The sequence below is a fragment of the Sorangium sp. So ce124 genome, from assembly GCF_051525235.1.
Taxonomy (GTDB): Bacteria; Myxococcota_A; Polyangia; order Polyangiales; family Polyangiaceae; genus Sorangium; species Sorangium atrum.
Genome location: NZ_CP150312.1, coordinates 6,219,265 through 6,242,894, shown reverse-complemented (window position 1 = coordinate 6,242,894; position 23,630 = coordinate 6,219,265). Strand labels below are relative to the sequence as shown.

Genomic DNA, 23,630 nt, shown 5'->3' with positions numbered 1-23,630 from the left:
CCCGCCTCTCGTGATCTCGACCGGGCCGCCCTGGATCCGGTGCGCACCGAACCACAATCGTCGTCGTGTTTGATCGTGCATGGAACCGGGCACGGAGCGTCGAGAGCTCGTGCCAAGTGCGTGACGCCGCTCGACAGCGACCCGCGCCGCGCCAACAATGCCGCGCGCGTCGCGCGATGGGCGCGACCGGCAGCCGAGCGCGCGGGCGATGAACAGGGTCCTGGTTCCGATCGTCGAGAGGCACGCCGATGAGGCCTCCTTCCTGTGGGAGCGACGGGAGCAGGCGTGCCGCTCGCCGCTGTTCGATCTGGACGCGCTCGCGGAGATCGACCGGAGGCTCCAGGCGAACCTGGAGGGCCTCGTCATCGCCGGCGATGTCGGCCTCGAGAAGAGCCTGGATGCAGCGTCGCGCGGCGGCGTCCCCGAGCTCTTCGTCGCCGTGCACGTCGCCGCAGAGCGGGGCAACGCGATGGCGCTGGCCCGGCTCCTCGTCGGCGCAGAGAGGCGATCGGGAGCTGAGCGCGCCTTGGTGTCGGCGCTCGCGTGGCTGTCGGACCTGCGCGCGAGCAACGTCCTTGACGAGCTGCTCGCCAACGAGTGTCCGCCGGCGTTCCAGGGCTTCGCCATCGCGGCGCACGCTGCCCGCCGACAGGATCCCGGCGCGGCGCTTCGCAGGAGCATGGGCGCTCCGGATGCCGGGCTCCGCGCGCGAGCCTTTCGCGCTGCCGGTCGGCTCGGGCGGCGCGACCTGCTCGCGGAGCTGTGCGCGGCGGCGCAGCCCGGCGAGGACGAGGCGTGGCCGTGGGCCGCGTGGGCCGCGGTGCTCCTCGGCGATACCGGCGCTTTGCCTTCGCTGTGGGAAGCCGCTGCTGCCCGGCGCGAGCCCGCGGCCTCGGCCGCGTGTGAGCTCGCCGTGCGTTGTGTCGGCGCGGCGGAAGCGGCCGCCCGCCTCGCCGAGCTCGCCGCGGCCCCGGAGAGCCTGTCCACGGCGCTCGCGGGGGCGGCCGCTCGGGGCGATGCGGCGTGCGTTCCCTGGATACTCGAGGTGATCGAGCGCGAGCCTGCGCTGTCGCGCCGCGCCTCCTGGGTGTACGCGACCATCACCGGCGCCAGGCTGGAGCCGCCGCTCGTGGTGCGTGCGCCCGACATCGAGCCTGCCGATGACGTGGTGGCCCGAGCCGTCGCGAGCCCCTGGGAGGACCTGCCCGAGCCCGATGGCGCCGCGATCCGCGCGCACTGGGAGCAGACGCGGCCCGGACATGCGCCGGGAGAGCGGCGCCTCGGCGGGCGCGCGCTCACCGCCGCGTGGGTCGAGGCGTGTCTCCGCACAGGCGCTCAGCCGTGGCGGGCCTCCGCCGCGGTGGAGCTCCTGCGGGCGTCGAGGACAGGCGGGCTGTTCCCGGTGCACGCGCCCGGATACGCGCAGGCCGCCCTGCTGAAATGAGACAGCGGCCCTGGCGTGGATGCCGAAGCGCGCCACACCGCTCGCTGTGATCGATAGGGGGGCCGGCTCCGCGCCTCAGGCAAACTCGTGGGAGCTGAAGAGGAGCTCCCAGCGGGCTCCATCGAACAGCGCGGCGCCGTGCGCGCCGGCAGTGAGCAGATGGCCGCCGTCAGGGGAGACGTCGATACGGCCCGACGCCAGGAAGACCTCCGCGGGGAGTTCCGCCGTCGTGAGCTCGTCGCCCTCGACCGTCCACAGACCGTAATCCGAGCCGCACCACAGCTTGCCTCCGAACCAGGCGCTGTCCCGGAACGGCACGCTCCGCTCGACGTCGACCAGGAGCTTCCAGGCGTCGCCGCGGCCGACCCAGATGCTGCCCGTCTGGGTGGTCACATAGACCTTGCCATCGGCGCCGCAGGCGACGGTGCACAGCCGCTGGTTCGTGGGGAACGCGCACCGGCCCCACCGCGCGCCGTCGAAGCGCCACACCTCACCGGCGTCGCCCACCACGTACATGTCCGTCTCCGAGAAGCCGGCCAGATCGTTGAACGTGTAGTTGGTCTGCGCCTCGATCCGATCGTCCTCGTGGCTGCTGCTCAGCTTCTTCGGCAGAGGCATCCCGCTGTCCAGCGGCGCCCAGGACGAGAGGCCCGCGCGAAGGTACACGCGGCGCGGCCAGCCCACCGCGTACATGGATTGCCCGACACGCGCGATCTTGCTCGTGGCGGCCAGGAGCGTCGTGGAAGGAAGCTCGCCCGGGATGTCGGCCTCCTGACCTGCGCGGGATCGATCGTAGGAAAAGACCTGCCTGCCCGTGTCGACGGCCACGAACTCGATCGCCGACGGGCCATACGCGATCTCGGTGAAGCCGAAGTCGCCTAGCTCGCTGCGGACGAACCGTTTCTGATCCAGGGGTCTGTCGGCGCGCGCGAACAGGAAGCGCGTCCGCGGCAGAGGATCCCTGTGGGGGCTGTCCGTGCTCTCGACCATCACGTAGAAGGTGCGCGCAGCGTCCATGATCGCGCAGTCATACACGGTATAACCTGCGCAGTGCCTCTCCCAGTGCTCTCGGTCCAGGATCATCCGCCTCTCCACTACATTCCGTCGTGCTCGACGCTGGGCCCGCCGCCGGCCATCCCGGAGTGAGGCACGACCTTCGCGCCCGCCAGCGGGCCGCAGTTATGGGCGCCCTGGTAATAGGCGTCAAGCTGCGCCTTGAGGCAGTCGGCGTCGCACCCATAGAGGCGGGCGACCTCGTTCACCATCAGATCGCGCGCTTCCTTGTAGCTCATCGTGCGGCTGTTCAGGTGCGGCTTCATTTTCAATTCTGTATATTTGTGGAACAGCCCGTGGCTCCCCTGCGTGTTGTTGGTGCCCTCCATGCAGATCGTCGGGGCGCCCTTCTCCGTGTAGCCCTGCCAGCACTCTTCCTTCGGCAGGTTGTCGCGCTGGATGGTCTTCCCCTTCGTCGCGGGGTCCTTGTTCCAGGCGTCGCGGTACGCCGCCGTCTTCTCGGGGTTGCGGAACATCGCGTCCGGCAGCAGGTGGTGCCCTGTCTGACCGGGGCAACATCCCTTTCCGGCCCAGGTGTCCGCCTGGCTGTCGGTCTCCTTGTAGGGGACCAGGAGACACTTGCGCGCCCGGAGGCACGGGCTCGCCGCCGCGTAGGCGCTCTGCACGTCGGCCATGACCTCGCTGGCGACCTTCTTCTGCTCCTCCGGTGACAGCTTGTCGAAGTTCTTTATCTTGTCCTTGAACCTGTCGAAGGTGCTGGTGATCTTCCGGGCACCCTCGTCCAGCGACGATGCCATCTTCTTCAGCTCGTCGAGCTCTTCCCTCATCTGAGGGATCTTCTCCGCCAGCTCGATGCCCGTGCTGACCACGTCCACCGCGGTGATGACCCACCCGACGACGGGGATCCAGCCGGTGAGGCCGCGGCGCGCGGCGAACGCGACCGCCTTCTTCACGGCGAACTCGGCGATCTCTTTCTCCAGCTTGGCGATGACCTCGCTCTGCAGGGTGGCGGTCGCCTGGCTGATGACCGAGTTGATGTCGCCGAAGTCCTTCAGCCAGCTGTCGAGGTCGACGCCGGGCTTGACGAAGAGCGGCCCACAGTGGTCGAGCACCCACGAGCCGTGGTTGCCGCCTTGTTTGTCCGCCGGGATGCCCTTGCGCTTCTTCCGCTTGTCCTCGTCGGGCTTGCAGCGCTTCTCCATGCGCTCGACGTCCTTCTTGCAGGCGCCGGGCGGCGCAGCGCGGGAGATATAATAGACCGGCGGCGTGTTGGCGGGGTTGGAATGGTTGTGCGTCACCATGTCCATGTGTCGGGTCACGGCGAGCCCCTCGACGAACACGTTGGGGGACCAGGAGACGAAGTAGCACTTGCCCTGCACGGCGCCGGAGACCGTGCCTCTCTTCATGGCCTGCGTGGCCGGCTCATCGCCGTAGCTCGTCGCGAAGTAGCTCTTGTCCTCGAGGCAGATCTCTTCCCCCTTGATGAACACCGTCTTCGAGCCGTTGGTGATATCCGGCGCCTTGCACATGTTCATGTAAGGCACCGGCACGCCGGGGAAAGGCGCGCCGGGCGAGAAGCAGACGTCGGTGGCCATCACCGACGTGCCGTCGGCGCTCCTGGAGCAGATCTCGTTGCCGTTCGCGTAGACGTGGTGGGCCATCGGATTCACCCGTTCTCATGAAGCGACGACCAGCAGCGCTCCGCGCGGCGCGGCGCTGCTGGAGAGGTGCACGAGCGTGTTCGGGCCGGCCGCCCGGCCCTTGCGAGCGTCATCGAGCGCGATCGCGAGGAGGAGCGGCGCCATGGCCGCGCCGACGTGCCCGACCCGCGTGACGGGCGTGAAGAGCCTGTGGCCAGGCGGCGATGGGCCGCGCAGCACGCGCGTCCACGCGTGGCTGGCCTCCTCGAAGAAATAGGGTTCCCCGGAGATGTCGGCGTAGCGGGCGTGAACCGCGTCCGCGGGGATGCCGGCTTCCTCCAGGGCCTGCCGGATCGCCCTGGACAGGCCGACGCCGCGGCTGCGCTGCCTGGCTTGCAGCGTCTGCGGCTCGTGCGCCATGCCGAGGCCTGCGATCGAGAGCGCCGGCGCGCGTTGGACGTCCCGCGCGTCCCGCTCGGCGCGGCGCGTGACGAGCACGCAGGCCGCGGCTTCCCCGGGAATGAAGCCCCCGGCGCTCCCGCCGGTGAGCAGCCGTTCGTCGCTCAGCGCCTCGCTGATCTCCTCGGGGTCGAGCAAGCTGTCCGCGCCTGCGACGAGGACGCCGTGGATCGACGGCGAGGCCAGCAGCTCTCGAGCGTGGGTGAGCGCCTCGATCAGGCCGGGGCTGCCGCCCTGGATCGCGCGAGCGTCGCCGTGGAGCTTCCTGCCGCAGACGCTCTCGAAGGCGGCGAGGCGACGTCGCAGCGCCTCCTCCGGAAGGGCGGGACGGCCTTCCTCGGGGCCCAGCATCACGAGGCACGTCCGCGCGACGTCGAGGCCGTCGATCTGCTGGAGACACTCGGTGGCGGCCAGCGCGAACATGTGCGCGAGCCTCCGGTCCCCGCCCAGCGTGGCGCCGTCGGCCTCGTCGGACAGCTCCAGCGCTCCGGCGGGTATGGCCGCGCCGAGGACCGGCTCGCCGAGGCGGTCGATGAACTGCGTCTCCGCGAAGCTGTCGATCGAGGCGCGGATCGCGGCGCAGGCCGCGGCCGTCGAGAGGCCGACGCTGCATACGACGCCCGAGGAGACGACGGAGATGGGCGGCTTTGCGGTCATGTCAGTCCAGCGCCTTCGTGACCGGGGCCAGGTCTTCGTCGCTGGTCTCGACCCCGCCGCAGCCGCAATCCTCCGTGCCGTAGACCCGGCTCTTCCACCAGCGCTTGCAGACGCTGCCGGCCGCGACCGTGTGGATCTCGTCGATGCTCCGAGCGAGGGGCAGGCGGGCGCGCCAGACGAGGTCGAACGTGGCGGTGTCCGCGTCGATGGCGAGCGTGTCGACGACCGGCGCGAGCACGGCGTGGCCACGGCGCCTCGACAGCGCGACCATGGGCAGATCGAGATCCGGGAGCCGGAAGCTCGCGATACCGCTGGTGGAGAGCAGGTTCAGCAGGGTGACCTCCTCACCGCCCTTCGGATAAGGCATCTGCTGATCGGCGGGCGCGCTCTGGTAATAACGCTCGTCGAAATCAGGCGGGAGCAGGGGGAAGATCTCGTCGCGCCACGCCTGATCGTACGTGCCGGCCAGCGTCAGCCTGGGCGCCCAGTTGCGCGCGATCGGACCGAGCGACATGGGCGCGTAGAGCTTCTCGGGATCCGAGATGGGGATGCCGGGGGCCTCGAGGTTGGGGGCGGGCCGACCCTCGAGCAGCTTCAGGAACTTGCCGCGCGCGTAGCCGCACCCGATCAGGTTCGCTGGATGTGCGAGGAAATCGGCGGGGTCGTCGGAGCCGATCGCCCGGTTGTCGAACGCGCCGCCGAAGGCGCGGCCGTAGGTGATCGGCATCGAGGTGAAGGGCGCTGGGTTGCTCGGCTCGTACCCGCTCAAGCGCTTGACCCAGGTCCTGTTCCCGAGCACGCGGATGGCCTTCTGGATGGGGCCGACCTTGACGCCAACGGTCGTCTCGGTGACCGGTCTGCCTTGCGGCGCGTGCGCGGAGCCCTTGACGATGACGTCGCACGCGGGCTTGAACGGGACCAGGTCGTTCTCGAGCAGGGGTGTGGACAGGCCCTCTTCTCCCTCGAACACGTCCTTGTACAGGAGGCCACGAGGGCTGTCGGAGAGCTCGGGCGTCGCTGCGGGGTGGGTGGGGATGCGGTAGGTGGCCTTCGCGACGACCACGAGCCACGGCCGCCCGCTCTTGTCGAGCGACTCCGTGGCGTTCATGTCGAGGTTGGTGGCGTTGATGACTTCCATCGGTCAAGCACCCGGGCGGGTCAGTTCATGTGGATCTTCGATCCCTTGACGTTCACGTTCGCGGCGCTCTCGACGTTCACGTCGCCCCTGGCGTTCACGTTCACGACGCCCGTCGCGCTGACCGTGATGTCTTTGCCGGAGATATTGATCATCCCTTCCTTGTCCATCGTGATGACGCTGGCGCCGCAGGTGATCGTGATCTTGTCGCCCACCGTCACCGTCTTGCTCAGCCCGACGCTCTCGCTCTGGACGAGCGCCACGTTCGTCGCCATCGCCCCGCCGACCGTGATCGCGTAGGCAGCGCCCACGGTCAGCGCCTTCGCTGCGCCCACGGTCTCGGCCGAGGCGAGCGCCACGGTCTCCGCCTTCGCCATGCCGACGCTCACGCTCATGTTCGCGCCGATCGTCTCGCGGTGGTTCGCCCCGACGGCCACTGTGCGGTTCGCGCCGATCTGCTCGCTCTGGTTGACGCCGACGAACAGCGACTCGTTGACGCCCACCGATTTCGTGCGGCTGTTGCCGATCGTGACGCTCTCGTTGTTCCCGACCAACCGGGTTCGGTCGTTTCCGATGCTCACCGATTCGTCGTGCGCGACCGTCCGCGCGCGATCGTGACCCACGACGAGCATGTCGTCGTGCCCCACCTGCTTCGTGCGGTCGTGGCCGATGCGCACGGCCTCGTCGTGCTTCACGAGCTTGTCGAGGTCCTTCTCCGCCTGCATGCGCAGGAGCTCCTGGCCCTTCTTGTCCTCGAACATGATCTCGTTGTAATTGTCGCCGCCGCCGCCCGGGGACGATCGGCTCTGCCACCCGCTCTGGGTCTTGTTGTCGGGGAGCTTGTACGGCGTCGTCTGGAGTCCGGTGTACACGCGGCCGACGATGATGGGCCGATCGGGATCACCTCCGAGGAAGTCGACGATCACCTCCTGGCCGATGCGCGGGAGGTTCGTGCCGCCGAAGCCCGCGCCGGACCACGGCTGGCTCACGTGGATCCAGCAGGAGGAGGTCTCGTCCATCCTCGACTCGCGGTCCCAGTGGAAGTGGACGCGCACGCGGCCGAACTCGTCGGTGTGGATCTCCTCGCCGGGAGGGCCGACCACCGTCGCGCTCTCCACGCCGGCCGTCTTCGGCTTCGGGGTGACGAGCGGCGGCCGGTAGGTCAGGCTGGCGCTCACGGCCTCGCAGGTGCAGGTCCATTCGCCGTGACGCTCGCCGCTGAGCGTGGCGTGCGTCACGAGGAAGGCGCTGCTCGGGGACAGCTCGCTCTTCGGATGATCGAGGAAGGAGACGACGGCGCCTGGCGCGAGATCGAGCGTGTTCGTGTCGAAGGCGACGGTCCGCGCCCCCACGCGCTGCGCGTCGAGCCTGCGCTGCGCCAGAGCGCCGGCCTCTTTCTCGTCGGTCCGGTAACGCCCCCTGTCGTCGGCGACGGGCGTGGGCTGTCCCTTGTCGCTCTCGTACAGGAAGGCGCCGGGCACGTAATGGAACCGCTCGAGCGGCTCTTCCAGCGGCTCCGTGGCCTTCGCCGTGCTGAGGAGAGCGTAGCCCGGCGGCCGGCGGTGGTCGTGATCGCGCACCGAATATTTGCCAGGCCGGATCTGGCGGCCGACGCGCACCTTGGTGACGTGCTCGAGGTCGGCGTCCGTCGGGTTGTCGCGGAATGCGATCGACGGCTCTCTCGGGGCGTTCCGGTGCGGGGCCTCGTCAAGGACCAGCTTCGTCTCGCCGTCCTCTGTCGTCTGGAAGTAGAAGCTGATCCCGGCGTCTTCGAGCATCCGGCAGATGAACGCGAAGTCCGTCTCACCGTACTGGACGCGATATTTGCGTTTCCCGTATGTGGCGGAGATGCGCTCCGACGTCGGGATGTTCCACTCCGCGAGGAGCGTCCGTACGATGTCGAGCTCCGATTGGAGCTGGAACATGCGGTGATTCCGGCGCTGCGCCAGCAGCCACAGCGCTGGTACGAGGAGGAGCTTGTACGTGGAGACGCCGATGTCCTCGGCCGCCGACTGTTCGATGTGGCTGCAGATGCCCGTCCACGTGCGCGCGCCCCGCCCGACGGCGTTCTGGCGCAGCGTGAATCTCATCGGCTGGCCAGCGATGGCCTCGAAGTCGATGTCTGCGTTGTCCGACACGACGACCAGCGAGATCTCGAACAGCGCGCTCATTCGCTCCGTGACGTGGAAGTGCCGCACATCCAGCCGATCCCCGGAAGCGACGGTGACGTCGATATAGCGGAGCACGTCGGACGGAGAGAAGGTAGCCATGCAAACATGATTCAGGAAGCCGCCCCGCCGCGCCAGAGGAAATCGCGCGGGACGGCGCGCTGATCCGACGCGCGGATCGCTGCCATTTGCCTTGCTGCCATAATCGTAACCAACAGGTCACCAGGAAGACACGAAAGGCACGAGTGCGAGGCGTATCGGTTTCAACGACGTTGGCGGCGGACAGGATGCCTGGACGTGGGCCAGACGGGACCGCCGCGACGGCGATCCCGTGCCGACAGGTCATTGGGCGGGCACGAGACCTGGTGGACGCGCCTACAGCGTCAGCTCCGCCCTCGCGGTCGAGTCCCCGATCTCGCGCGTCACCTGGAAGCCGAGCTTCTGCGCCACGCGCTGCATCTCCACGTTCTCGGTCAGGATGTCGGCGCTGATGCGGGAGAGCCCCTCGTCGCGGCCGATCTGGACGAGGAGGCCGAGCAGCCGGGAACCGAGCCCCTGCCGCTGGTGCTCATCGCTGATCAGCAGGGCGAACTCCGCGTCGCGCGTGCCTGGCAGCTTGCTCAGCCGGCCGACGCCGATGATCTGCCGCTGCGCGCCGCCCGCGGGCGGCTTCTCGACGACGAGCGCCATCTCGCGGTCGTAGTCCGCGAAGCAGACGCGCGTCAGCCGCTCGTGCGCGGTGCGCAGGTCGAGCTGCATCGGATAGAAATACCGGAGCCGCACGGTCCGCTCGGACAGCTTCTGGTGGAACCCGACCATCAGCGGCTCGTCCTCGGGGCGGATGGGCCGGATCGTGAACGCCTGCCCGTCCTTGCTCCTGAGCTCCGTCACATACTGCGTGGGATACTCGCGGATCGCCGACCTGGGGAGCGCGGACTCCGGCGTGTCCGGCGGGTGCAGGACGACGCGGGCGTCGAGGGCGATGGCCCCCTCCGCGCTCACGGAGAGCGGGTTGATGTCGATCTCGCTTATCCATCGCTGCTCGATCACGAGCTGCGAGAACCTCACGAGCAGGTGCTCGAGCGCCGTGAGATCCACCGGCTTGCGGCCGCGCACGCCCTTGAGCGCGCGGTAGATCCTCGTCTGCTCCATCATGCGCCGGGCCAGCGTCGCGTTGAGCGGCGGCAGGCCCAGCGAGCGGTCCTTGAAGATCTCGACGAGCTGCCCGCCGGCCCCGAACAGGAGCACCGGGCCGAACTGCGGATCGATCGAGCTGCCGAGGATGATCTCGTAGGCGTCCTTCAGCGAGATCATCGGCTGGACCGTCACGCCCTGGAAGTGCTGCGCGCCGGCCCGCCGCGAGACGCTCTCGTGGATCTCCTCGAACGCCCTGCGCACGGCGTCGTCGTCGCGCAGATCGAGCTTCACGCCGCCCACGTCGGTCTTATGGGTGATCGTCGCGCTGTACAGCTTGAGGACGGCCGGATACCCGATCTCCCTGGCCGTGGCCACGGCCTCGTCCGCGCTCCTCGCGACGGCCGTCGGCACCGTCGGGAGGCCGTACGCCGCCATGAGCTGCTTCGACTCCACCTCATCCAGGAGCGTCCGGCCCGACGCGCGGACGCCGGCGATGAGCTCCCTGGCCGCCTCGCGATCGACGTTCAGCGCCCGCTCGTCCGTGCTCGGGGTCTCGTACAGCGCCCGGAGGGCGTACGCGTAGCGGAACATGGAGCAGAACGCGCGAGCGGCGGTGTCGGGGTACTCGAACGTCGGGACCCCGGCGCGGTTCAAGATCGCTTTGCCCGCCTCCACCTCCACGCCGCCCATCCAGCTGGCGAGGACCGGCTTGCCCTCGACGTGCGCGTGCTTGCGCAGCGCCTCGGCGGTCTGGGTCGGCTCGGTCATGTCCTGCGGCGTGAGGATGACGAGCACGCCGTCGTTGTTCGGGCCCTTGGCGCAGATCTCCAGGGCCTTCGCGTAGCGGTCGGCGCCGGCGTCGCCGAGCACGTCGACCGGGTTGTTGCGGCTCCACGCGGCGGGGAGGAAGCTGCTCAGCTCGCCCAGGATCTCCGGCGAGAGCGGCGCCAGCTCGCCGCCGTTCGCGACGAGCGCGTCCGTCGCCAGCACGCCCGGGCCGCCGGCGTTGGTGACGATGCACAGCCGGTTGCCGCGCGGCCGGGGCTGCTTGGCCAGCGTCTCGGCCATGGAGAACAGGTCCGCGATGTCGTTCACGCGCAGCACGCCCACGCGCCGGAACGCCGCGTCGAGCACCTCGTCCGAGCCGGTGAGCGAGCCGGTGTGCGAGGCGGCCGCCTTCGCCGCCGCCTCGCTGCGGCCTGGCTTGATCACGATGATCGGCTTGGTGAGCGCCACCTCGCGGGCGGCCGACAGGAACGCTCGCGCGTCGCGCGGGTCGCCGATCGACTCCATGTAGATGAGGATGCTGCTCGTCTTGGGGTCGTTGCCGAGGTGGTCGATCAGGTCGCCCCAGCCGACGTCGAGCATCGAGCCGACGCTGACGAACGCGCTGAAGCCGACCTGTTCCTTGAGGCTCCAGTCGAGCACCGCCGTGCAGAGCGCGCCGGACTGGCTGACGAACGCGACCTTGCCCGGCCGCGCCTGCCCCTTCGCGAACGTCGCGTTGAGCCCGCCGATCGGGTTCATGACGCCAAGGCAGTTCGGGCCGATGATGCGCATCTTCCCGCGGGCGCGCTCCATGATCTGCTGCTCGAGCTGGATGCCCGGGGGGCCCATCTCCTTGAATCCGGCCGAGATGATGATCGCGCCGGGGACGCCGGCGTCCACGCACTCGCCGATGAGGCCCGGCACGCTCGCGGCGGGCGTGACGAGGACGGCGAGATCCACCTTCGCCGGCACGGCGGCGATGCTCGGATAGGCCTTGATGCCGAGGACGCTCTGCCGCTTCGGGTTCACCGGAAAGACGGTGCCGCCGAACGGGTTGCTGATCAGGTTCCAGAGGAGCGTGCGGCCGACGGCGCCGCTGTTCTCGGTCGCGCCGATGACCGCGACGTTCCGCGGCCTGAAGATGGGGTCGAGGCTCTGAGGCTCCTGACGGAGGACATCGTGGGCACGGTCGGTCATGGGTACGGAGTCAGCCATGAAGCTCCTCGAGGGGTGATGGGGCGAACGCCACGGGGACCATTGCGCGGAACGACGATGGCCGTCGTGCCACGCGGTCGGGGTGGGTGCATGGGGAGTCTCTGCGAACAGAGCAGGAGCACGTTCCGTGCCCTGTGCGAAGATTGCCAGGCTGCGCGGCGCCTTGATACCCTGCGCCGGCGCCATGATCCGCTCTCGACTTTTTCTCTTCGGGCTCCTCGGTCTGTGTGCCATCGCCTGCGAGGACGCTGGGACAGCGGACGACGCGAGCACCGCGGCGTCCAGCGGCGCCTCGACCGCCGGCGCTTCGACGAGCGGCGGATCGACCGGAGGCAGCTCGACCAGCAGCGCGGCATCGGGCGGCGGCGGGTCGACCAGCAGCGCGGCATCGGGTGGCGCGGGAGCGGGCGGCGCCGGCGCGGGAGCAGGCGGTGCCGGCGCGGCCGGCGGCGGCGAGGGCACCGGCGCGAGCCAAGGCGACGGCGGCGCGGGCCCGGTCGACCTCCCGGCCGGCGTGAGCGCGCTGTTTCCCTCGCCAGGCGCCCGGGGGCTGTGCCCGGATCCGCCGCTCCGCATCACGTTCCCCGGCGCTCCGAAGCTGGGCAGCGCGGGCGCCGTTCGCGTGTTCAACGCCGCCCGGCCAGGCGCGGCGGTCGCGACGGTCGACATGTCCTCGATGACCGTGAGCGCCACGATCGGCGGCCGGACGTTCAACGTACCTCGCCCGGTGTACGTGGACGGCAACGATGCCGTCGTGTCCTTGCCGGCGCGCGCGCTCGACTACGGCGAGTCCTATTACGTCACGGTCGACCCCGGCGCCATCGTCCCTCCGGGGGGCGGCTCCTTCGCGATCGCGGACGCGACGGCGTGGCGCTTCGATACGGCGGACGCAGGCCCATCGAACGTCTCGTCGCTCGAGGTGGCGCTCGACGGCTCCGGCGACTTCTGCTCCGTGCAAGGCGCGCTCGACGCTATCCCGGCGAACAACCGGGACAGCGTGGTCATCACCGTTCAGCGCGGCGTCCACCACGGGGTCGTCTACTTCGAGAACAAACAGAACATCACGCTGCGCGGGGCCGACCGCAAAGGCACGGTCCTGTCGGGCACGAACAACAACAACCTGAACCCGAGCACCAGGGGGCGCGCGCTCGTCGGCGCCGACAAGGTGAGCGGCCTCGTCATCGAGAACCTCACCATCCACAACCTCACGCCGCAGGGCGGCTCCCAGGCGGAGGCGCTGCGCATCCAGGACTGCGACAAGTGCGTCGTACGCGACGCCGATATCCTGAGCCTCCAGGACACGCTTCTCTGGTCCGGGCGCATCTACGCGGACAGTTGCACGATCGCCGGCAACGTCGACTTCGTGTGGGGCACGGGCGCGGCGTATTTCAACCGGTGCGAGATCAAGACCGTCGGTCGATCCGGCTACGTCGTGCAGGCGCGCAACGGCGACGCTGGCTACGGCTATGTCTTCGTCGACTCGCGCATCACCAGCGACGCGGGCATCACGGGGAGCACGCTGGCGAGGATCGACGTGAGCCAGTATCCGGCGAGCCACGTCGCGTACATCAACTGCACGCTCGGCAGCCACATCTCGCGGGCGGGGTGGACGATCACGGGCGGGGCCGCGCCGCGCTCCCTCCGCTTCTGGGAGTACCAGAGCCGGGACACCGAAGGGCGCCTCATCGACACCAGCGGGCGTATCGCCGGATCGACGCAGATCTCCGCGGCGCAAGCGGCGATGATGCGCGATCCGGCGATCGTGCTCGGCGGATGGGCCCCGCCGCGCTGAGCCGGCCGCGCGGCCCCTCGAACCCCGAGATCTGCACGGGACGACCCGTGACGCTGGAAGGACCGAAACGATGAAGATGACCTTTCGCTGGTACGGCGAGAATGACCCCGTGAAGCTCGAGTACATCCGTCAGATCCCGGGCATCTACGGCATCGTCTCGGCTATTTACGATGTGCCGGTGGGCGAGGTGTGGCCGGTCGAGCGGCTGCAGGCGCTCAGGGCGCGCATCGAGGGCGCCGGCCTCCGGTTCGAGGTCGTGGAGAGCGTGCCGGTGCACGAGGACATCAAGCTCGGCAAGCCGACCCGCGAGCGGCTGATCGACAATTTCTGCCAGAACATCCGCAACTGCGCGGCCGCCGGTGTGAAGGTGATCTGCTACAACTTCATGCCGGTCTTCGACTGGACCCGCACCGAGATGGCCAGAGAGCTGCCCGACGGCTCGCTGACCCTGGCCTTCGACGCCGCGGCGGTGGCCGAGATCGACCCGGAACAAGGCATCTCGCTGCCCGGCTGGGACTCGAGCTACAAGCCGGCGCAGCTCCGCGCCGTCCTCGACGAGTACAAGAACGTCGGCGAAGAGGCCCTGTGGGCGCACCTCGAACACTTCCTCCGGCGCATCATCCCTGTCGCCGAGGAGGTCGGCGTCCGCATGGCCATGCACCCGGACGACCCGCCCCGGCCGATCTTCGGCCTGCCGCGCATCGTCAAGAACCGGGACGACCTGATGCGCCTCGTGAAGACCGTCGACTCTCCGGCCAACGGCATCACGCTGTGCTCAGGCTCGCTCGGGGCCGACCTGTGCAACAACATCGTATCGCTGGTGCGCGAGTTCGGCGGCATGGGCCGCATTCCCTTCGGGCACCTGCGCAACGTGGCGGTCCAGGAGGACGGCACCTTCTTCGAATCTGCCCACCTGTCCTGCGAGGGCTCGCTCGACATGGCCGCCATCGTGAAGGCGTACCATGACGTCGGCTTCGACGGCTATGTGCGCCCGGACCACGGCCGCATGATCTGGGGCGAGACCGGCAAGCCGGGGTATGGGCTGTACGACCGCGCGCTGGGCCTCGTGTACCTCAATGGGCTGTGGGAGGCCACGTGCAAGCTATCGCCCGGACCCGCCGCCAAGGCGCCCACCGCTGGATGAGCGGATGAGCGGGTGAGCGGGTGAGCGGGCAGGGGAGCAGGGCGCCGCGACATCAGGGGGAATGCGCCTGCTCACCCGGCCTCCGGCGCCCCGTACCCGCCGCCCCCCGGCGTCTCGATCACGAACACATCGCCGCTCCCCATCTCGACCGATCCGATGTGCCCCAGCACCTCGACCGAGCCGTCCGCGCGCACCACCAGGTTGCGCCCGGGCGCGCCCGCGCGCCCGCCGGCCAGGCCGAACGCGGCCGTCGAGCGCCCGTTCGACAGGATCGACGCCGTCATCGGCTCCAGGAAGCGCACGGCGCGCGTGCCGCCGTTCCCGCCAGGAAAGCGCCCGGCCCCGCCGGAGCCCTCGCGGATCTCGTAGCGATCCAGCCGCACCGGGAAGCGGTGCTCCAGCACCTCCGGATCCGTCAGCCGCGAGTTCGTCATGTGCGTCTGCACGACGCTCGTCCCCGCGAAGCCGCGCTCGGCGCGCGTGCCACCGCCGCCGCTCCCGCCCATCTCGATGCCCGCCCCCGAGCCGCCCGAGATCGTCTCGTAGTACTGGAGCCGCTCGTTGCCGAACGTGAAGTTGTTCATCGTCGGCTGGCTGCTCGCGAGCACGCCGAGCGCCCCGTACAGCGCGTTCGTGACGCAGGTCGACACCTCGACGTTGCCGGCCACCACCGCGGCCGGCGGGCGCGGGCTCAGCATCGAGCCCTCGGGGATGACGACCTCGATCGGCTTCAGGCAGCCCGCGTTGAGCGGGATGTCGTCGTCGACGAGCGTGCGGAAGACGTAGAGCACCGCGGCCATCGTCACAGCGCGGGGCGCGTTGAAGTTGTTCTCCATCTGCCCGGACGTGCCGGTGAAGTCCACGACCGCCGCGCGGCGCTCCCGGTCGATCCGGATGGCCACCTCGATCGTCGCGCCGTTGTCGAGCGGCAGCGAGAAGCGCCCGTCGTGGAGGAGCGCCGGGTCGAGCCGCGCGATCGCGAGGCGCACGCTCTCCTCGGCGTTGTCCTGCACGTGCTTCATGTACGCCTGCACCGTCGGGAGGCCGAACTGCGCCACCATCGCGGCGAGCTCCTGCGCGCCCTTCTCGTTCGCCGCGATCTGCGCGCGCAGATCGGCCAGGTTCTGCTGCGGGTTACGCGCCGGGTACGGCCCTCCGCCGAGCAGCGCCAGGATCTCCGCCTCGCGGAGCCGCCCGGCCTCGACCAGCTTCACGTTGTCGAGGAGCACGCCCTCCTCCTCGATCGTCCTGGAGAACGGCGGCATCGAGCCCGGCGTGACGCCCCCGATGTCCGCGTGATGGCCGCGCGACGCCACGTAGAACAGCACGCGCTCGCCCGCGTCGTCCCACACCGGCGTGACCACCGTCACGTCCGGCAGGTGCGTGCCGCCGCGGTACGGATCGTTGAGCGCGAACACGTCCCCCGGCTTCATCCCTGGGTTCCGCGCGATCACGGTCTTGATCGACTCGCCCATCGAGCCGAGGTGCACCGGCATGTGCGGCGCGTTCGCGATCAGGCTGCCCTCCGCGTCGAACAGCGCGCACGAGAAGTCGAGCCGCTCCTTGATGTTGACCGAGTGGGCGGTGTTCTGTAGGCGCAGGCCCATCTGCTCGGCGATGTTCATGAACAGGTTGTTGAACACCTCCAGCATCACCGGGTCGACCTCGGTGCCCACCGCGCGTCGCTCGGGACGCGGCGCCACCCGGGTGAGCACCATGTGGCCGAGCGCGGTGATCTCCGCCCGCCAGCCCGGCTCGACGACGGTCGTCGCGTTGGCCTCGGCGACGATGGCCGGCCCGTCGATCACCGCGCCGCGCCCGAGCCGCTCGCGCCGGTACAGCGCCGCGTCGTGGAACGCCCCCTCGGCGTACATCCGCGCCCGGGCGTCGGCCTCGGGGCGGTGCGGGCGCGCCTCCGCGGGCCGCTCCTCGGCGGCCTCGCCCGGCCCGATCGCCTCGACGGAGACGCTCTCCAGGACGAGCGCCTTGTCCGGCATCAGGAACGCGAACCGCCTGCGGTAGGCCGCGTCGAAGGCGGCGCGGATCGCCTCCGCGCCGCCGTCGGGCACGACGAGCGCGGTGTCGGTGCCCTCGTAGCGCACGTGGACGCGCCGGACGAGCCGCACCCGCTCCGGCGAGAACCCTTGCCCCACGAGCTCGGCCTCTGCGTCGCGGCCGATGCGCGCGAGCGCCTCGCGCGCCGCGGAGAGCCCCGCCTCGTCGAGGCGCCGCTCCACGGCCGCCTCGCGGATCGCGCTCTGGTCCGAGAGGCCCATGCCGTAGGCGGACAGGACCCCCGCGAGCGGGTGGACGAAGACGCGGCGCATGCCGAGCGCGTCGGCCACCGCGCACGCGTGCTGGCCGCCTGCGCCGCCGAAGCACTGCAGGGTGTACTGGGTGACGTCGTGCCCGCGCGCCACCGAGATCTTCTTCACCGCGTTGGCCATGTTCGCGACCGCGATCTGCAGGAAGCCCTCGGCCAGCTGCTCGGGCGTGATCGGGCGCGACGTGTCGCGCTGCACGTCGGCCGCCATGGCCCGGAAGCGCTGCTCGACCACCTCGCGGTCGAGCGGCGCGTCGGCGCCTGGGCCGAACACGTGCGGGAAGAACTCCGGCTGGATCTTGCCGAGCATCACGTTCGCGTCGGTGACGGCCAGCCGCCCGCCGCGGCGGTAGCACGCCGGCCCCGGGTTCGCGCCGGCCGACTCCGGCCCCACGCGCAGCCGCGCGCCGTCGAAGCCGAGCAGCGAGCCGCCCCCCGCGGCCACGGTGTGGATGCTCATCATCGGCGCGCGCATCCGGACGCCGGCCACCTGCGTCTCGAAGGCGCGCTCGAGCTCGCCGGCGTAGTGCGACACGTCGGTCGAGGTGCCGCCCATGTCGAAGCCGATCACCTTCTCGTGCCCGCCCGAGAGCGCGGTGCGCACCATGCCCACGATGCCGCCCGCCGGGCCGCTCAGGATCGCGTCCTTGCCCTGGAAGCGGCCGGCCAGCGTCAGACCGCCGCTCGACTGCATGAAGTAGAGCGGCACGCCGGGCATCTGGCTGGCCACCTGCTCGACGTAGCGCCGCAGGATGGGCGACAGGTACGCGTCGACCACCGTTGTGTCGCCGCGCGAGACGAGCTTCATCAGCGGGCTCACCTCGTGCGACGCGGAGACCTGGGTGAAGCCGACCTCGCGCGCGATCTCGGCCGCCCGCCGCTCGTGCGCGGCGAACCTGTAGCCGTGCAGGAAGACGATCGCGCAGGCGCGGATGCCGGCCTCGAACGCCTCCGAGAGCGGGCCGCGCAGCGCCTCGCCGTCGAGCGGCTCGATCACCTCGCCGCGCGCGCCGACGCGCTCGCGGGCCTCGATCACGCGCTCATAGAGCAGGTCGTGCAGCGCGATGTGGCGATCGAACAGGCGAGGGCGGTTCTGGTACCCGATGCGCAGCGCGTCGCGGAAGCCGCGCGTCGTGACCAGCACGGTGCGGTCCCCTTTGCGCTCGAGCAGCGCGTTCGTGGCGACCGTGGTGCCCATCTTCACGCACTCGACGTCGGCGGGAGAGATGACCTGACCGGGCGCGAGGCCGAGCAGGCGGCGGATCCCCTCGACCGCCGCGTCGGCGTACTGCTCGGGGTTCTCCGACAGGAGCTTGGCCGTGGTGAGCGAGCCGTCCGGCCGCCGGGCCACGACGTCCGTGAACGTGCCTCCGCGATCGATCCAGAACTGCCACTTGTGCGAGGTCGAGGTCATGGAACCCACGCGTTGCCGGACGCCTCCTCCGCCGCGCTCCCGCGCTGTTCTGCCAGCCGAAGGACGGCAAGACTAAGTTTTCATTGAACAATCTTCAACCGTCGAGGACCGTCGAGAGAGGGCGCCTGCCCACGCCGCTGGACGCTCGCAGCGTCCCGCCGCGCGCAAGGGGGGCGCCGCGCCATGACCCCGTGACCTCGCGCGGCGTGCCGCCTTGCCACGACCCCATGGCCGCGTACGCCCGCCCGGGAACCGACGTTCAGCGCTGTACAACCGTTCGTGCGGCGTGATAAGCGCTCCAGCAGCCCTCGAACGAGAGGATCTGCTCGAATGTCCAGCAAGCAACCACCTCCGCACGTCACCGCCACCCACGCGGCGGGGCTGGCCGCGCTGCTCGGCGCGACGGGCGCTGCCGCGGAGAACGAGCGCGCGGGGAGGGCGGAGCGGCACTTCGAGCGGGCACGGGGCGGGCGGTCGGCGCAGCCCGGGCCGCGCGCGAAGGCCGCCGCCGGCCCGCGCCCGCCGGGCGGCCCGTCGAACGCGGGCGGTGCCCGGGAGTACGTGCGCGCCGCGCCGACGCGCTCGCCGGTGCTGAACGCGTTCCTGAGCGAGCTCGGCACGGAAGGCGGAGCGCTCGTGCCGGTGAACGTCCACGTCTTCGACGAGCACGCCCTCGCGCCGAGGCTCGTCGAGCTCGCACGCCAGCGGGTGGTCTCCATGCTGCTCGCCGTGGGCAGGACCGAGGTGGCCATGACCCTGGCGCAGATGCCGTCGATCACCAACGAACGCGCCGCGCGGCTCTTCATGAGGCAGGCGGTCCACGTCGGCGGCGATCTCGGGGCGATCACGGGCGACTACGCGCGGCACTACCGGCGCTCGGGCGCGCCGGAGCGCGACGACCAGCGCGCGGGCTGCATCATGGCCGCGTTCGCAGGACGCCTGAGCGCCATGGCGGAGAAGCTCCTCGGCCCGCACGTGCGCGCCGAGCTGCGCGCCGCCCTGGAGGCGCTGACGTCGCACGGCAGCCCTCCCGCGCGGCGGGCGCGCGCGAGCGATCTCCGCGCGCCGCAGGGCGCCGGGCGAGGCGCCCTCGCGACGGCGCCGCGCGACGCCGCGAGCTCGGCGACACGGCCGAGGCGCAAATAGGCCGCGCGCGACGCCGCGCGCTCGGCGACACGGCCGAGGCGCAAATAGGCCGCGAGCTCGGCGATCCGGTCGAGGCGCAAGGACGCGGCGCGCGGTCCGGGTCGGATCCTGTTGCGGTGGGCCCGTTCGTTTGCTTCGTTGGGCGCGAGGCGCCCCGGCTGCTCGATTCCTGAGCCCCGGGCGCGCGTTCCCAGCGAGAGGCCGAGGCTCATGAATTCGCTCGCAGAAGGCAGCGTCGTCGCCGGTAGATACCGCCTCGAGCGCACGCTCGCGCGGGGCGGGATGGGGTCGATCTGGGTGGCCCGGCACCTCCAGCTCGACGCCACGGTCGCGGTCAAGCTCATGGCGCCCGAGTACGCTGCCTCGTCCACCGCGCGGGCGCGCTTCGAGCGCGAGGCGAGGGCCGCGGCGCAGCTCAAGATACCGAACGTCGTCCACGTGCACGATTATGGGGTCGAGGGCGACACGCCTTTCCTCGTGATGGAGCTCCTCGACGGCGAGGATCTCGAGACGCGGCTCTCGCGGGAGGGGCGAATCTCCATGGCGGCCACGCTCGGCATCGTCACGCAGGTGTGCAAGGCCCTGCGTCGCGCGCACGAGATGGGGATCGTCCACCGCGACCTCAAGCCGGCGAACCTCTTTCTCTCGCGGCAGGACGAGGACGAGCTCGTGAAGGTCCTCGACTTCGGGATCGCCAAGGCCCAGAGCACGCTGCTGGCTGGCAACGAGACGAAGACAGGCACGCTCGTCGGCTCGCCCTACTACATGAGCCCCGAGCAGGTGCGCCGCAGCAAGACCCTCGACTGGCGCAGCGATCTCTGGTCCGTCGGCGTGATCGCCTATCGCTGCCTCACCGGCGGTCTTCCGTTCCCGGGCGAGGAGATCGGCGAGGTGTTCGTGGCGATCTGCACGGAGGACGCCCCCCTCGCATCCAGCGTCGTGCCGGAGCTCGGGCCCGATGTGGATGGGTTCTTTTCGCGGGCGCTCGCGCGCGACCCGGCGCATCGGTTTCAGGGCGCGAGCGAGCTCGCCGAGGCGTTCGGCGCGGCGGTCGGCGCGGCGCGGTCGGAGACCCGACGTCTCCAGCCGTCGGTTCCTGCGGAGGGCCCGTCTCCGCTGCTCGCCGTCCGTGGCGGCACGATGGCCGCGAGCCCAGATGCGATAGGGTCGCGTCCAGATGCGACAGGGGCGCGTCCAGATGCGACAGGGTCGCGTCCAGATGCGATAGGGTCGCGTCCAGATGCGATAGGGTCGCGTCCAGATGCGATAGGGTCGCGTCCAGATGCGATAGGGCCGCGTCCAGATGCGACAGGGCCGCGTCCCGATGCGGCGAGCCCTGGAATGATGGGACCGAGCCCCGGCACGATGGGCGCCGCCTCCAGCGCGTCCGTGCCCACGCTGCCGAACGAAGCAGTGCCCCCCTTCCACGGCTCTCCACGCGGTGGCGCGTCGGAGGGGGCTGCGCCGGCGTTCCAGGGGGCCGTCAGCACGTTGACGTCGGCTGGAAATACGCTCGCCCCGAGTAAAGCCGACAGCCGCCGCGCCTGGATCTCGCTGGCCCTGGGCGCGAGCGCGCTCGCCCTGGGGCTCGTCACCTATGCGGTCCTTCGCGCTCCCGCGCCGGGCGGCGAACCGACGTCGCCGCCCGACCCGGCCGCCTCGCCTGCCTCCGCGTCCGCGCTGCCCGCCGCCGCGCCGTCAACCGCAACACCGGAGCCTGCGCCGCCGCCCTCCCACAGCGCGACGGCCGCGCCGGGCGCGCCTTCGGCCTCCGAGGCGCCGACCAGCGCGCCCGCGCCGCCGGCGCCGTCATCGTCCGCCAGGAAACGGGCGCCGTTGCCCCCGAGGCCCCGGATCCCTCGGGACGATCCCACCGACCACATGTGACCGGCCGCCGCGCAGCGAGGAGCCCGTGCGCTCGCGCCCGGCGCCGCGAGCGAGCTCACCCGCCCGGGTGGGTGTTCTTGTAGAGCCGCAGGCTGTTTCGGATCGCCATCGTCACCGTCATGGGGCCGACGCGGGGCACGAACACGCTCGCCTTGCTCTGGATATCGTCGCTGAAGTTCTTGAAGGTGGAGAAGTTGATGCAGAGGGCGCCCTCGCGGATCTCGGCGCCTTGCACGACCGGGAAGCTCCGCGAGGGCACGCCGGTCACCACGATGTCCGCCTGCCGCAGCGCGGTCGCCCGGTCCACCGTCGTCTCGCGCACCTCGTGCGAGTCGCCCGAGGCGCTGGGCACGAAGAGCAACGGACCGTCGATGTCGAACGACGTCACGTGGGCTCCGTCGTGCGCCATCATGCTCGCGAGCGGCCTCCCGACGACCTCGCTCCGGTTGAAGATGCACACGCGCCGGCCCTCGAGCGGCCGCTCCCCCTCGCCGAAGAAGCCGGCCGCCTCGACCAGCTTGAGGATCGCCAGCGGCGTGCACGGCAGGATCGCCTTCCTGGTCTTCGCCTCGTCCAGGAAGCGCTGGTTCTGGTACAGGCAGCGCGCCCAGAACGTGTGGAGCCCCTCGATGTCCTTCGCGGGATCGACGCTGTCCCGCAAGTACACGTCCTGCTCCGTGCCGAAGATCGGGTAATACACCATCATCCCGTGCACGCGCGCGTCCTCGTTCGCCGCGCGGATGGCCTCCTCGGCGTCGAGCCGCGTCGCGTGGCGGATCTCGAAGCGGACCCCCACGTCCTCGCACGCCTTGCGCGTGTACTCCGCGTACGTGTACGACGGCCCGTGATCCGCCGCGAGCACACCGACCAGGACCAGCGGCTCGGGCAGCGCCGCGAGCTCCGCCCGGATCCCGCTGCGGAACGTCTCCGCCACCGCGGTCGGATCGAGGACGCTGGCCGTGCGAGCGCCCGGGCTCGGCGGAATGTGGTGAGGGTCCATCCTGGGGCGGAGACGAGCACGCGCGAGCATCGGTGTCAAGTTTCCGGCGGGGCGACACTCTCGACTCTGCCTGCGCTGCCAGCTCTGCCGACTCTTACGTTCCTTCTCGCTGGTTCCGTCGATTCCCATCGATTCCCGTCGATTCCCATCGATTCCCATCGATTCCCATCGATTCCCATCGATTCCCATCGGTTCCCGCCAGCGCGATGCGCGGTCGTTGACTCGGGCGCTTCGTGGGATGGAGTTGCCCGCAGGGCGGTATCGCGCCGCGCTGGACGCGCGACGTGCCCCAGCCCAGCCATGGCTCCTGCAGGGGCGGAGGAGGGGAGCGCGCCGGGGGCGGAGACTCCAGCCCTCCGGAGCGCCGCCGCGCCCGGCTCACGAGCTCATCGCGAGGAGGACCGCTGCTCCGGGCCCGTGTCCACCGCGGGCGCCGCCACGCGGTTGCCCTCCGCCTCGGTGGGGCTGCCGGCGCCGGGCACGCGGAGGACCATACCGCTCTTGCCGCGCAGCTCATCGACGAAATTCGCTCCGAACACCTCCTCGGGCGTGTCGCCGTCGCGTCCGCCCATGCCCGAGAGCCCCTCGAGGCTCGCGACGTTTCCGTCCCGGCGTCTGGGCGCCGGACGAGAGCGCAAGACATCGTCCCGGGTCACCTTCAGCGCCACCACGTCCTCGCGCATCACGTCGATCCAGGAGGCGGGGAAGTCGGCCTCGGCGCCCGCGGGGCCGCGCACGCGGATCCGCGAGATGTCGTTGCCAGGATCGTTCGCGCCGATGCCCACGAGCTGCGCCTCGGCCTCGTCGGCGGTCATCACCCGCGTGTCGGGGCCGAGCTCGACCGTATCGTCCGTGACCCCGAGCGCCTCCTCCAGCTCCTGCCTCCGCTCGGGCGGCTGCGGCACGAGCGAGGTATCGACGCGCCCCGGCGGCTGCGCGGTCGTCCGCCCTTCGTAGTACCGAGGCAGCGCCAGCAGATCGTCACGGCCGGACCGCAAGCGGAGGTGCCCGTCCGCCGTGCCCTGCACGAGATCCATCGAGATCAGCAGCTCCTCGCTCGCCAGCGGAGAACGGAGCACCACGTGGGTCAGCACGCCCCGCTCCCGGTCGACCAGGACGCGGTCGAGCACGCCCGCATCGAGGCCTCCGTCGGCCAACACGGGCATCTCGAAGTCGAACTGCATGGTCCCTCCTCGGCGGCGAAGCGCCTCGCGCTCGGGCGAGAACCTGAGACGGTCGGATCCCGATGTCCAGGGGAGCACGGCGCGGACCCTCGTGACCGGTCGA

General features: G+C 70.6%; 14 protein-coding genes. 5 read left to right on the top strand and 9 right to left on the bottom strand.

Annotation, left to right across the window (positions count from 1 at the left end):
• Positions 1–208 precede the first annotated feature (208 nt).
• A complete protein-coding gene (locus WMF19_RS23280) occupies positions 209–1,444 on the top strand; it encodes a TIGR02270 family protein (RefSeq protein ID WP_437901081.1) in 1,236 nt (411 codons plus the stop codon).
• 75 nt (positions 1,445–1,519) lie between these two features.
• On the opposite strand, the gene WMF19_RS23275 is transcribed toward WMF19_RS23280, so the two are convergent.
• The 6 genes from WMF19_RS23275 to WMF19_RS23250 all read right to left on the bottom strand — a co-directional run bounded on the left by WMF19_RS23275 (position 1,520) and on the right by WMF19_RS23250 (position 11,637).
• On the bottom strand, positions 1,520–2,527 hold the full coding sequence (locus WMF19_RS23275; protein WP_437901080.1) for a hypothetical protein: 1,008 nt from the start codon (positions 2,525–2,527) through the stop codon (positions 1,520–1,522).
• A gap of 11 nt (positions 2,528–2,538) precedes the next feature.
• Entirely contained in the window at positions 2,539–4,119 is a 1,581-nt protein-coding gene (locus WMF19_RS23270; RefSeq protein WP_437901663.1) for a PAAR-like domain-containing protein, read from the bottom strand.
• Between the two features lie 15 nt (positions 4,120–4,134).
• Positions 4,135–5,214: a hypothetical protein gene (locus WMF19_RS23265; protein WP_437901079.1), complete on the bottom strand. Its 1,080-nt coding sequence runs from the start codon at positions 5,212–5,214 to the stop codon at positions 4,135–4,137.
• A gap of 1 nt (position 5,215) precedes the next feature.
• Positions 5,216–6,352 (bottom strand): DUF2169 family type VI secretion system accessory protein, encoded by a 1,137-nt coding sequence (locus WMF19_RS23260; RefSeq protein WP_437901078.1) that lies wholly within the window; start codon positions 6,350–6,352, stop codon positions 5,216–5,218.
• Between the two features lie 20 nt (positions 6,353–6,372).
• A complete protein-coding gene (locus WMF19_RS23255) occupies positions 6,373–8,619 on the bottom strand; it encodes a type VI secretion system Vgr family protein (RefSeq protein WP_437901077.1) in 2,247 nt (748 codons plus the stop codon).
• A 273-nt stretch (positions 8,620–8,892) separates the two neighbouring features.
• Positions 8,893–11,637, bottom strand: coding sequence for a bifunctional acetate--CoA ligase family protein/GNAT family N-acetyltransferase (locus WMF19_RS23250; protein ID WP_437901076.1), 2,745 nt, complete (start codon positions 11,635–11,637; stop codon positions 8,893–8,895).
• A 127-nt stretch (positions 11,638–11,764) separates the two neighbouring features.
• Between WMF19_RS23250 and WMF19_RS23245 the strand changes: the two genes are divergently transcribed.
• Together WMF19_RS23245 and uxuA are read left to right on the top strand one after the other, a co-directional pair.
• Complete coding sequence (locus WMF19_RS23245; RefSeq protein WP_437901075.1) at positions 11,765–13,429, top strand: pectinesterase family protein; 1,665 nt, start codon at positions 11,765–11,767, stop codon at positions 13,427–13,429.
• Between the two features lie 70 nt (positions 13,430–13,499).
• Positions 13,500–14,573, top strand: a complete 1,074-nt coding sequence (uxuA, locus tag WMF19_RS23240) for a mannonate dehydratase (RefSeq protein ID WP_437901074.1) — start codon at positions 13,500–13,502, stop codon at positions 14,571–14,573.
• 71 nt (positions 14,574–14,644) lie between these two features.
• Here the strand turns inward: uxuA and WMF19_RS23235 are convergent, their stop codons facing one another.
• Entirely contained in the window at positions 14,645–18,310 is a 3,666-nt protein-coding gene (locus WMF19_RS23235; RefSeq protein ID WP_437901072.1) for a hydantoinase B/oxoprolinase family protein, read from the bottom strand.
• Between the two features lie 330 nt (positions 18,311–18,640).
• Here WMF19_RS23235 and WMF19_RS23230 point away from each other — a divergent pair, with 330 nt between their 5' ends.
• Both WMF19_RS23230 and WMF19_RS23225 read left to right on the top strand, forming a co-directional pair.
• Positions 18,641–19,456 carry a hypothetical protein gene (locus WMF19_RS23230; protein WP_437901071.1) on the top strand — a complete coding sequence of 272 codons (816 nt, stop codon included), beginning with the start codon at positions 18,641–18,643 and terminating at the stop codon, positions 19,454–19,456.
• 210 nt (positions 19,457–19,666) lie between these two features.
• Positions 19,667–21,343 (top strand): protein kinase domain-containing protein, encoded by a 1,677-nt coding sequence (locus WMF19_RS23225; RefSeq protein WP_437901070.1) that lies wholly within the window; start codon positions 19,667–19,669, stop codon positions 21,341–21,343.
• Between the two features lie 55 nt (positions 21,344–21,398).
• Here WMF19_RS23225 and WMF19_RS23220 read toward each other — a convergent pair whose 3' ends face one another.
• Both WMF19_RS23220 and WMF19_RS23215 read right to left on the bottom strand, forming a co-directional pair.
• Positions 21,399–22,343 carry a bifunctional methylenetetrahydrofolate dehydrogenase/methenyltetrahydrofolate cyclohydrolase gene (locus WMF19_RS23220; protein WP_437901069.1) on the bottom strand — a complete coding sequence of 315 codons (945 nt, stop codon included), beginning with the start codon at positions 22,341–22,343 and terminating at the stop codon, positions 21,399–21,401.
• Positions 22,344–22,729: 386 nt separating this feature from the next.
• Complete coding sequence (locus WMF19_RS23215; protein ID WP_437901068.1) at positions 22,730–23,527, bottom strand: hypothetical protein; 798 nt, start codon at positions 23,525–23,527, stop codon at positions 22,730–22,732.
• Positions 23,528–23,630: the final 103 nt, after the last annotated feature.

Coding starts and splice junctions, on each gene's coding strand:
- WMF19_RS23250 (WP_437901076.1), bottom strand. CDS start 11,637: ATGGCTGACTCCGTACCCATGACCGACCGTGCCCACGATGTCCTCCGT.
- WMF19_RS23260 (WP_437901078.1), bottom strand. CDS start 6,352: ATGGAAGTCATCAACGCCACCAACCTCGACATGAACGCCACGGAGTCG.
- WMF19_RS23255 (WP_437901077.1), bottom strand. CDS start 8,619: ATGGCTACCTTCTCTCCGTCCGACGTGCTCCGCTATATCGACGTCACC.
- WMF19_RS23230 (WP_437901071.1), top strand. CDS start 18,641: ATGTCCAGCAAGCAACCACCTCCGCACGTCACCGCCACCCACGCGGCG.
- WMF19_RS23225 (WP_437901070.1), top strand. CDS start 19,667: ATGAATTCGCTCGCAGAAGGCAGCGTCGTCGCCGGTAGATACCGCCTC.
- WMF19_RS23280 (WP_437901081.1), top strand. CDS start 209: ATGAACAGGGTCCTGGTTCCGATCGTCGAGAGGCACGCCGATGAGGCC.
- WMF19_RS23270 (WP_437901663.1), bottom strand. CDS start 4,119: ATGGCCCACCACGTCTACGCGAACGGCAACGAGATCTGCTCCAGGAGC.
- WMF19_RS23235 (WP_437901072.1), bottom strand. CDS start 18,310: ATGACCTCGACCTCGCACAAGTGGCAGTTCTGGATCGATCGCGGAGGC.
- WMF19_RS23265 (WP_437901079.1), bottom strand. CDS start 5,214: ATGACCGCAAAGCCGCCCATCTCCGTCGTCTCCTCGGGCGTCGTATGC.
- WMF19_RS23220 (WP_437901069.1), bottom strand. CDS start 22,343: ATGGACCCTCACCACATTCCGCCGAGCCCGGGCGCTCGCACGGCCAGC.
- WMF19_RS23275 (WP_437901080.1), bottom strand. CDS start 2,527: ATGATCCTGGACCGAGAGCACTGGGAGAGGCACTGCGCAGGTTATACC.
- WMF19_RS23215 (WP_437901068.1), bottom strand. CDS start 23,527: ATGCAGTTCGACTTCGAGATGCCCGTGTTGGCCGACGGAGGCCTCGAT.
- uxuA (WP_437901074.1), top strand. CDS start 13,500: ATGAAGATGACCTTTCGCTGGTACGGCGAGAATGACCCCGTGAAGCTC.